A 10,323-nucleotide genomic window follows, 5' to 3' on the forward strand; every position below is an offset into this window, starting at 1 on the left:
TTTATGGTCAAAGTTGATTGCATTGCTTTGCCTGATGTGCAATATTCCGAAGCGCTTGCAGTACGCTTGGCAGCTTGCTTAACTGCTCCCTTAGTGTTGACCTTTAGTGGTGAGATAGGCGCAGGGAAAACGACGTTTATCCGCGCTATGTTGCGAGCTCTAGGCGTTAAATCAGCTATTAAAAGTCCGACTTTTTCATTGCTTGAAAGCTACCAATGCCAGTATTTACAAGTACATCATTTTGATCTCTACCGTATTCACGATGAAACAGAGCTGGAGTATATTGGTTTTAGAGATTATTTTTTGACTGATGCAATCTGTTGTATTGAATGGCCTGAACGAGCCGGTCAAAGTTTGGGACATGTTGATATTAATTTTGCCTTTACTATTGAGGGGAGTGGCCGTTCGTTGACTTTAACCGCAACAACTGCCGCTGGAGAATTAATTTTGTCTTGCCTTGCAGGTAAACAATGAAGATACGCATAACTAGTATTTGCTTATTGATAGTCTGGTGTTCGACTTTGATGGCAGCAAAATTGTTATCTATTGAGATTAAGCAACAGTCAGGGAATCCTTCTGTACTGTTTACTCTGGATGAAGCGGTTACGCACAGAGTATTCACGCTCACAAATCCCAATCGTGTGGTGATTGATTTTGAGGGCACTGATTTGTCGGTGAACCTGAATCGAGTTAATTTGGGTAGGCAGTTAATCAAATATATTCGTAGTGGCCGCCCAAATCCACAAACCCTGCGTCTGGTTTTTGAGGTCAGTCAGGCTGTCATGACCAGGACGAATCCTATGCATCGTTCAGCATCGTCAAAACACGGCTTTTCATTAGATCTTTCTGCAAATGGTAATTTGCAGGGCCGCTCAACGTCATCCACTGTGCCTGTCAACAGAAGTAGGGCAACAAATAATACAGCGAAAGCACCGGTATCGGCTCGCCATGAACCCGGGAAAACGCTGCGGGATGTTGTTGTCGTACTCGATCCCGGGCATGGCGGGAAAGATCCTGGTGCTAGTGGACCAAGACGCACGATGGAAAAAGAGGTTACTCTTAGAATCGCGCAAAAGTTGAAACAAATCATCGATAGGCAACCTGGTATGCGGGCGGTATTAACGCGAAACGGCGATTATTATATTGGCTTACGCGAGCGTTTAACCATTGCCCGGAAATATAATGCCGATGTCTTCGTCTCGATCCATGCAGATGCTTTCATCAATCAGCAATCTAATGGCGCTTCTGTTTTTGCTTTATCACAATCGGGGGCAACCAGTGAAGCAGCTCGATGGTTAGCTGAGAAGGAAAACTATTCCGAGTTGGGCGGTGTCAATTTATCAGAACTAGATGATCAAAGTGGATTAGTACGTACGGTATTAATTGATTTGTCGCAAACAGCGACCATTGGTGCCAGTTTACATATGGGAGAAAGAGTATTACGTGATCTCGATAGGATAACCAATTTACATAATCATAAAGTTGAGCAAGCTCGTTTTATGGTATTAAAATCACCGGATATTCCTTCCATTTTGATTGAAACAGGTTTTATCTCTAATCCTCGCGAAGAAAGTAACCTAACAAATCCTGCCTACCAGACTCATCTAACGGAGGCGATTTTCCAAGGTTTGAAACGTTATTTTTGGGATTATCCTCCGCACGGCACACGTATAGAAGCTTTGGCTGGCAATAGTAAAATCCATATAGTGCGTAGTGGTGAGTCGTTGCCTAGAATTGCTGCGCAATATCATATGTCAGTCGCGGTGTTACAAGCGGTAAATCATTTATCAAGTTCGCAGCTAAAAATAGGGCAAAAACTTGTTATACCTGCGTTGACATGATGAGAATTGAGCAATTACCAGTAACCGTAGCCAATCAAATTGCCGCAGGTGAAGTGATTGAACGCCCTGCTTCTGTGGTTAAAGAGTTATTAGAGAATTCATTGGATGCCCAGGCTGATATGATCAGTATTGATATTGGTTATGGTGGCCTGAATCAAATTAAAATCACTGATAATGGGATTGGTATTGTTGCTGAGGATCTACCCTTGGCAATTGCTGCCCACGCAACAAGTAAAATTAAACAGCTTAGTGATTTATACTCTATTGCCAGTATGGGATTTCGCGGTGAAGCCCTGGCGAGTATCGCATCCATCTCGCGTCTCACTATCAGTTCCAGGCCTGTGAGCCAGGAACACGGCATGATGCTTAGCAGTGATGGTCGGGCGATTCATATGACACCCTGTGCCCGTAATCAGGGAACGACTGTCGATGTACGCGATATTTTTTTTAATGCACCCGTCAGGAAAAAATTTTTAAAAACCGAGCAAAGTGAATTTCAGGCAATAGAGGCAGTGGTTAAGCGGTTCGCTTTGAGTGCGCCTGCAATAGCACTTAACCTAACTCATAATGGAAAACAACGATTAAATTTACCAGCGGCACATTGTGCCCAAACTAGATTGCAACGTATACAGAAATTATTAGGAAAAACCTTTATTGAGCAAGCAATATATCTTGATGTAGAGCACGCTGGAATGCGTTTACATGGTTGGGTTAGCAATGCTGCGTATCAGAGTAGTCAGAGCGATAAACAATGGGTCTATGTGAATGCCCGCATGGTTAAAGATAAATTGTTAAATCATGCGGTTAAACGAGCCTATGAAAGTTTACTGTATCCAGGTCGATATCCAGCTTGTTTGTTGTACCTGACATTAAATCCAGCAGAGGTAGATGTTAATGTTCATCCTACTAAGCATGAGGTGCGTTTTCAGCAACCACGGCTGGTACACGATTTTATCACTTCTCAAATTCAGCAGGCTTTGGCAGTACCAGCAACATCCTGTGGTTACCAGCAATCATCGGTGAAAGAAATCACAACGGGGCAGCAAATTCACGAAAACTATCTATCCTTACCCCTTTCGATTAAGAAAATTGAACAAAGTGCTGCAGTGACAACTCACTGGATCACTTTAAATACTGCTTATGCATTAGTTTTTATACAAGAACAGCCCTATTTAGTCGATATCGAGAAATTGCAACGCCATTGGTTATTATCAATATTGGCGCAGGAATCATTGCCCTTAGCCAGCCGCCCACTGTTGGTGCCTATTAGTTACCCTATTAAGGAATTTAGCCCGGATAGGATCAATCATTATCGCCAATCATTGAATCAAGTAGGAGTAGAATTGGCTTTAGCTGGTGAAAATGCGATGTTGGTTCGCTCTTTGCCAATGGCTGTGCCCCATCTTGATATTAAGCGTTTTCTTGCACTCGTTTTTAAGTTAAGTTCGCCTACAAATCAGCAATTGATTGAGTTATTGAGTTTATGTCAATTGTTTAATGCGTACCAAGCCTTACCAGAGGAAACAGAGATTTTATGCGTCTATCTGCAAACTTTGTATAATGCAAAAGAGTTGCCTGTTTGGTGCAGACAGTTATCGACTACACTGTGTGAGAGTTTGTTAAATGCCTGAAATTCTTTTTTGCTTAATGGGGCCAACAGCCTCTGGAAAAACAGCGTTAGCCAGTGAATTAATAAAGCATTTTCCTTTTGAAATTATCAGTGTTGATTCCGCAATGGTCTACAGGGAAATGAACATTGGTACTGCCAAACCCACGCCGGAAGAATTATTACAGGTACCACACCATTTAATTGATATCATTGATCCGACAGAAAGTTATTCTGCCGCTCAGTTTTGTACCGATGTGTTTACTCTGTGCAGAGCGATTTTTACGCGGGGCAAGATCCCTTTACTTGTGGGGGGGACGATGATGTATTTTAACGCCTTGCAGCAGGGCTTGTCGACTTTACCTCAGGCGAATGAAACGATTCGTGCTTCACTATTACAGCAGGCAGAAGAGTATGGCTGGGCATACTTGCATCAGCAATTGATGCAAATTGATCCTTTATCGGCAGCAAGAATTCATCCCAATGATACCCAGCGTATTCAACGTGCCTTGGAGGTTTATCAGGTAAGCGGAAAACCTTTATCATCGTTTTGGTCTGAACAGAAAGAGGCATTAGCCTATCGATTTGTGAACCTGATTTTGTTTCCTGAAGATAGAGCCTGGTTACATAAAAGAATAGCCTTACGTTTTGAGCAGATGCTTGAACAAGGTTTTGTGAATGAAGTAGAACAATTGCTTCAAAAATGGCAATTGTCGCCGTCTTGTCCCGCAATGCGCAGTGTGGGTTATCGCCAGGTATTTGATTATCTGGCAGGTGATTATGATTTCGAAACACTACGTCATAAGGGGGTTGTAGCAACACGCCAGCTTGCTAAAAGACAGTTAACCTGGTTACGTCATTGGCAAGAAGCAACTTTTTTTGCTTGTGAAAATCCATCAACTGTTAGTGAAATCATAGCGCTCATTAATGAAATATTGGATAATAGGGCACAAAATGATTGAGTTTTGTAGGGGAGAAAACGATGTCTGCAAAAGAACAACTTGCGTGCGCTAAAAAAAATTATGTTGTACGTCGACAAGATTTACCATTGAGTTGCCCAACTGATGAAATGGCATTATGGAATGCCCATCCGAAAGTGTATTTGCCGATTGAAAAAACAGGTACCGAGGTTTGTCCTTATTGTGGCTCACGCTTTGTATTAAAAAATGATTAAATCGATTTGCATTGTGCGCTTATCTGCATTAGGCGATGTTTTGATGCTTGTTCCGTTGATACGTCTCTTACAAGCAAAATTGCCTGATGCCGCGCTGACCTGGGTTATTTCGCGCCCCGCTTATGATTTGGTGGAAGGGATGGATGGGGTTGAGTTTATTGTTATCAATAAACCCAATAATCTGGCTGATTATTGGCATTTTAAGAAGACGTTGGCAGGTAGAAAGTTCGATGTTTTATTAGCTGCTCAGGCAAGTTTCCGAGCAAATCTACTATACCCACTAATTCGGGCAACGCGAAAAATCGGCTATGACAAACTACGTGCTAAAGATGGACATGGATGGTTTATTAGTGAAACCATCAAGCCTGGGCATGATCATACTTTAGACGGATTTCTAAAATTTGCTGAGGTGCTTGGATTGGAGCAAAGCGGCTTGCGTTGGGATCTCCCAATCGGTGAGGCCGACTATGAATGGGCACGCGCTCATTTGCCGACTCAACGACCTATTTTATTAGTTAACCCTGCTGCCAGTAAACCAGAGCGAAGTTGGCTGGTTGAACGCTATATTGACGTGATCAAAGAAGCGATAAAACGTTGGCGAGTGCAAGTGGTTCTAACGGGGGGGCCGGGTGAGTATGATAGAGAGCTGGCCGATGCAATCATCAAGGAAGTTCCCTGCATTGATTTAGTAGGTAAAACAAAACCTAAGCAATTGCTTGCGGTAATCAGCCAAGCGCAAGCATTGTTGTGTCCTGACACGGGACCTTCTCATATGGCTGCGGCAGTTGGTACGCCTGTAGTTGCTTTACACGCTGTTACTTCCTCCTCGGTATCTGGGCCTTATACCTATAGGCACTTGGCAGTTGATTGTTATCCTGAAGCAGTGACTACTATTTTGAAAAAAACTCCGGAAACTAATGTATGGGGTACTCATGCTCATGGTGAAGACACAATGAAATTGGTTAAAGTGGATGCCGTATTAGCTAAGCTTGCGGAAGTGTTTGACCAAGCAGGTTAATTGCCTGGTCTTTCAGCTCAATCCAGCTGGTTTTTATTCTGAGAAGAAATAGATTGTTTATTACAGTAAATCAATTGAGAGCGTAAGCTGCCCTTTATTTTTCTTACAGGGCCTCTCGCTTTTTCCCAGGTATATACAAGATCATCTACTCGCCAGCCTGCATTGGTTTTAAGTAGCACTAATGCTTTTATCCCACCATTTACAGGCACAACGGTGTATTTTCCTTGAGTCCAGGCCTGTTTTACCTGAAAACCGTTAACAGTATCATTGCCGCCTGCTAAAACGCGAAAATCAAGACAGCCAATTTCCTTTGTTCTATCTTGCAGTTCTTTATTGATTTGATAGGCATTTTCATAGCCTTTGTATAGATCGGCTGTAAAAAAAATGTTGGCAAGTTTAAGTTGGTAATCGTCTTTTTGGTCAAGAATTTCATTTGCTAATACCAGAGTATAAAAGAGAACAGTAAATTCCTCTGGGCTTCCCCATTTCTTTTGCCATCTCTTCAGGTCGTCTTGGTCAATGCGCGTTACAAAGACTGCTGTAGCTGAGGACGTGGTAGCAAGGCAGGCGGGACTGGCAATGAATCCACTAACTAATAAGATAGAAAAACCTAATTTTATCCAGTTCATAGTGCCTCGTTATTAAGAATTAAAATTTAAGACCAGCGAGCAAATTGTTGGTATTTTAGTCAATACCAGCTTTATAAATAGTTTACCAGCTTTGTAATAGGGGAGCCGATGATACTTGAATGGAAATTTAAGATGGCTATCACTATATCACTTATCAGATGAATTAAAAAAAGCATTAATATTTCTAATTTTGTTCAGATGATGTACAATTTGGTTTTTTGTAGCCATCTGTGAGTTGGACGTGTCTGTACACCCGGAAAAAGCGTATCAATGGGTAGCAAGTTTATACTTTTTACAGAGTATCCCCTATTTTGTAGTGACTGTGATTGCCATACTCGTTTATCAACAACAGGGGATGGATAATTTCCACGCAGCATTAATCAGTAGTCTATTAATCATACCCTGGGCTATTAAGCCAGTATTGGCGCCTTTCTTGGAACAAAAAGCAAGTAAGAAAAAATTAACGATCTTCAATCAATTATTGATGGCTTTTGTATTCCTGCTCTTGGCAATTAGTAATGAAACTCATTTTGTAGTGATTAGCACGCTACTTTTTATTGGGTTAGCTTTTTTTGCAGCACTGCACGATATTGTGGCGGATGGCCTTTATTTGCTTAATTTGGATGGACATCAGCAAAAAAAATACGTGCCATTACGTACTGTTTTTTATCAGTTCGGGCGTCTGTTTATAAAAGGAGGATTATTGGTTTTAGCTGGTCGACTGGCTATCGCGTATAAGGTTAATGTCTGGAGTCTCTTTTTTTCTAGTCTCTGCCTAATTGTCTTGCTATTTGCTCTCTATCATTGGGTAAAAATACCAGAAAAAACGGACTACAAGCACCAGACGCCTCAAAGTAGTTATCTGACTATTTGTAAGAGCTTGCTTGGTAAGCGTGAATTCTATCCCGCATTAGGGTTCTTATTCTTATATAATTTTTCTGATGCTCAAATGCAAAAAATTATTCCATTATTTTTACTTGATAAACAGGGAATGGCTCTTTCTTTATCTCAATTTGCAACCATTTATGGTATTGGGGGCTCCCTTGCTTTAATGAGTGGTGTTTTTATTTCTGGCCTTCTAATTAGCCGTTATACGTTGGCAGATTGCCTAAAAAATACGACAATCCTTTTACTGATGGGGCATTTATTATTCTTTTTTCTCTCCTTCGATGAGCACAATATTTATTTTATCTATGCAGCCATTCTGGTTAATCAACTAATCTTTGGTTTAGTGAATGGTTGTTATATGGGATATCTCTTAGCTACTGCGAATAAAGGGATTTACCCCATGTCAATGTATACAATTTGCACAGCTGCCATGGCATTGAGTTATGTTTTTTTTGGTGCGGTCAGCGGACTATTGGAACAGGCACTGGGCTATAGCTGGTTTTTCTTTTATATCTTTCTAGCCAATATTCTTCTTGTCGTGATGACTTGCTGGCGGATGAATCAGCATGGATGATTTGCTAATGCAATTGGAAAATCAATTGGTGCGAGCGAATACCATTACTGAATGTGATGAGGCTTTAGGCCGTTATTTAGCTAATAAAGGGATTAATACCTTTTCTTTTACCTACTATGCTTATCACCCCAATTCAGCCAATAAATTAAAATACGATATGTCTTCTGTCAATTTTAAAGTCTGGCATAAACATTATCTTGAAGAGCAGTATAACGACATCGATAGCACCTTAAGCTTTGTTTATAACAACCATTTACCTATTTATTGGAGTTTAGAACAACAACTTGCTCAGGCCTCCTCTGAGTTAGAACGAAAAATGCGGTTAGATTCGATTGCCTTTGGAGCTGAATCGGGCCTATCTATACCAATTCATGGTCCACATAATAATTTTGCTGTTTTATTACTGGTGCAGATGCAAAATGAACAATGTAATCTGCAACAAGCTCAAGCGCAGTATGAGTTTTTCGTGGCGGCGCATCATTATTACCACTATATCCAGACACATCTTCTTGAAGAGGTATCAGCCAATCAGATGTTTCGTCTAACACAGCGAGAAATTCAATGTTTGTTGCTTATTGCGAAAGAATATTCTGTGAAAGAGATGGCCCAACAGCTTGAGTTAAGTGAAAGAACCATTAATTTTCACATTCAAAAAATAAATAAAAAACTGGCAGTTAAAAATAAGTATCAAGCGCTAGCAAAAGCGATAGGGGAGCAATTACTTACTTTATAACCCCCTGTTAAGAATGACAGTGGTTAGATAATTGGTGGGAAAGTTAAAATTTGACCACCGATAATTGTTGGAGAGTTTATGCAAATGTTTAAAAAAATGGCTTTACTGGCATTGATTTCTGCTCTGTTACCCCTGGCGGCACAAGCCTCTTTAACCTTATATACCACCAGCTGGTCTATGTATGGCGAAAATTCCTATGAATATGATGGTGCTTATAAAAATGGTCGGCCCTATGGTCAATTATCCTATGTCAGCAATCCTGCAATGGTTGCCCAATTTAATAAAGCAGATGTTGTTGCCTGGAGTTTTTTACAGGTATGGAACAGCAATGATCCAAATCAAGCCGTTTATCAGATTCCCAGTGAGTGGTCTGGTTTGTTACATTTTGATGATTTATGGGGTGAGTTACCTTTAGAGGGCTCGTGGATATCACCTTTACCACCAGAAACCAAGGATTTTTTAACCTTCTGTGAAGCGAATAAAGGGGCTTGTGCCTCCGTACAGATCAATGGCAATACCGGCGAGAAAGAGTTGTTTAATTACACTGATCAAAAAGGAGTTGGCCAGTTGAATAGTTTTGGTGCTTTTATTAATTCGAATAAATATAAAGCGAAGCGAATTATCGCAATCGGTGGCGCAAATACTATTGAAAACAAGGGAATTAGTACCGCTACTTTTGATGCCATTTTTGCTAATCAGGATAAATTTTTAATGCAATTTAAAGCCTGGATGACTCATTTTAAAAATCTTAAGGGCGTGGATTATGATTTTGAACCACCTATCGATTTGCAGACTGGCGGTCAGTTACCTCCAGATGCAAAAACGAGTACGGATTACAAACGTTTGTTTGATTTAGTCAAGGCCAGCCGCAAAACCTTAGGGAGTGACGCTTATATTTCAGTAACCGTCACAGCAAATAAAGACTATTTAGAAAGAATCAATCAATCAGTCGAAGGCGGATGGTTTAAACAAATTGCCGCTTATGTCGATAGTGTGAATGTGATGACTTATGATTTGCATGGCCCGTGGAATCAAAGCGGTGATCCTTACACGTCTATTCACGCTTATCTTAAGCACCCAGCTACGAGCCGTAAAGATGAGTTTGCTATCAACTATGCAACCGACGCAATCACTGAGCAGGTTTTAACTTATGGTATGCCGAAGGAAAAACTACAGGTTGGTCTTGCTGCCTATGGTCGAGGTTTTTCCGGTGTTGAGCGAGGTGATGACAGCAGTTATCCGGGTTTTGAACAACCTTGGCGTGGTGCCAGCCATTTCACAGCGGCTTATACGAAACAAGATGGTCTATTACCCTATAATTCTGTGACTAAAGTGATGAATGAATTGGGTTATAAAAGTTATCAAATTCAGACGGCAGATGATGTTGCCGGCATCCCTTTTATTACTGGAGCTTATCTTTATAATCCAGTGGCTAAACAATTTATAGGCTATCAATCGCCTGCTGTAGTTAAATCAGTTTGCGAATTTATCAAAACCAAACAATTAAAGGGAGTGATCCTGTGGAGTGCTGATACCGATTTACCCGTTACCAATCCTGATAGTTTGGTTGCTACTTATAAAAGTGTATGTAACTAAGCCGGGCTATTTATCTTTCTACTATCTTGGCGCTTATGCCTCGATTTTCTGCGCTTCGCTGCTCACATACTAACATGTATGCTCCGCTGCGATGCTCGAAAAATCGAGGCATAAACACTCAAGCTAGCGAAAGATAAACAGCCCTTAGTGTCTACTATCATGGCACTTATGCCTCGATTTTCTGCGTTTCGCTGCTCACATACTAACATGTATGCTCCGCTGCGATGCTCGAAAAATCGAGGCATAAACACTCAAGCTAGCGAA

General features: G+C 41.0%; 10 protein-coding genes. 9 read left to right on the top strand and 1 reads right to left on the bottom strand.

What is annotated here, in order from left to right; all coding sequences use genetic code 11:
• Positions 1 to 3 precede the first annotated feature (3 nt).
• Genes tsaE through ACN4Z1_RS13380 form a run of 6 tightly spaced genes read left to right on the top strand, consistent with a single transcriptional unit; the run spans position 4 to position 5,639 of the window.
• Positions 4 to 474, top strand: coding sequence for a tRNA (adenosine(37)-N6)-threonylcarbamoyltransferase complex ATPase subunit type 1 TsaE (gene tsaE, locus ACN4Z1_RS13355; protein WP_115220425.1), 471 nt, complete (start codon positions 4 to 6; stop codon positions 472 to 474).
• A 50-nt stretch (positions 475 to 524) separates the two neighbouring features.
• Positions 525 to 1,841, top strand: a complete 1,317-nt coding sequence (locus ACN4Z1_RS13360; protein WP_419388193.1) for an N-acetylmuramoyl-L-alanine amidase — start codon at positions 525 to 527, stop codon at positions 1,839 to 1,841.
• Positions 1,838 to 3,472, top strand: coding sequence for a DNA mismatch repair endonuclease MutL (gene mutL, locus ACN4Z1_RS13365; protein ID WP_228362783.1), 1,635 nt, complete (start codon positions 1,838 to 1,840; stop codon positions 3,470 to 3,472). The genes ACN4Z1_RS13360 and mutL overlap by 4 nt, the downstream gene beginning before the upstream one ends.
• Entirely contained in the window at positions 3,465 to 4,409 is a 945-nt protein-coding gene (miaA, locus tag ACN4Z1_RS13370) for a tRNA (adenosine(37)-N6)-dimethylallyltransferase MiaA (protein WP_228362782.1), read from the top strand. Before mutL ends, miaA begins: the two co-directional genes overlap by 8 nt.
• Positions 4,410 to 4,429: 20 nt before the next feature.
• Positions 4,430 to 4,621 (top strand): zinc-finger domain-containing protein, encoded by a 192-nt coding sequence (locus ACN4Z1_RS13375; protein WP_058447536.1) that lies wholly within the window; start codon positions 4,430 to 4,432, stop codon positions 4,619 to 4,621.
• A complete protein-coding gene (locus tag ACN4Z1_RS13380) occupies positions 4,614 to 5,639 on the top strand; it encodes a glycosyltransferase family 9 protein (protein WP_228362781.1) in 1,026 nt (341 codons plus the stop codon). The genes ACN4Z1_RS13375 and ACN4Z1_RS13380 overlap by 8 nt, the downstream gene beginning before the upstream one ends.
• Positions 5,640 to 5,656: 17 nt before the next feature.
• Here the strand turns inward: ACN4Z1_RS13380 and ACN4Z1_RS13385 are convergent, their stop codons facing one another.
• The gene (locus ACN4Z1_RS13385; RefSeq protein ID WP_228362780.1) at positions 5,657 to 6,268 is read right to left on the bottom strand and encodes a hypothetical protein; all 612 of its coding nucleotides are present in this window, start codon (positions 6,266 to 6,268) and stop codon (positions 5,657 to 5,659) included.
• Between the two features lie 241 nt (positions 6,269 to 6,509).
• On the opposite strand from ACN4Z1_RS13385, the gene ACN4Z1_RS13390 reads away from it, so the two are divergent.
• From ACN4Z1_RS13390 to ACN4Z1_RS13400, 3 genes are all read left to right on the top strand, one after another.
• Positions 6,510 to 7,730 carry an MFS transporter gene (locus ACN4Z1_RS13390; RefSeq protein WP_228362779.1) on the top strand — a complete coding sequence of 407 codons (1,221 nt, stop codon included), beginning with the start codon at positions 6,510 to 6,512 and terminating at the stop codon, positions 7,728 to 7,730.
• Positions 7,723 to 8,463, top strand: a complete 741-nt coding sequence (locus ACN4Z1_RS13395) for a helix-turn-helix transcriptional regulator (RefSeq protein WP_115220433.1) — start codon at positions 7,723 to 7,725, stop codon at positions 8,461 to 8,463. The genes ACN4Z1_RS13390 and ACN4Z1_RS13395 overlap by 8 nt, the downstream gene beginning before the upstream one ends.
• 78 nt (positions 8,464 to 8,541) lie before the next feature.
• The gene (locus ACN4Z1_RS13400; RefSeq protein ID WP_228362778.1) at positions 8,542 to 10,059 is read left to right on the top strand and encodes a glycoside hydrolase family 18 protein; all 1,518 of its coding nucleotides are present in this window, start codon (positions 8,542 to 8,544) and stop codon (positions 10,057 to 10,059) included.
• Positions 10,060 to 10,323: the final 264 nt, after the last annotated feature.

This window comes from Legionella sp. ST3F1, from assembly GCF_048553315.1.
Classification (GTDB): Bacteria; Pseudomonadota; Gammaproteobacteria; order Legionellales; family Legionellaceae; genus Tatlockia; species Tatlockia donaldsonii.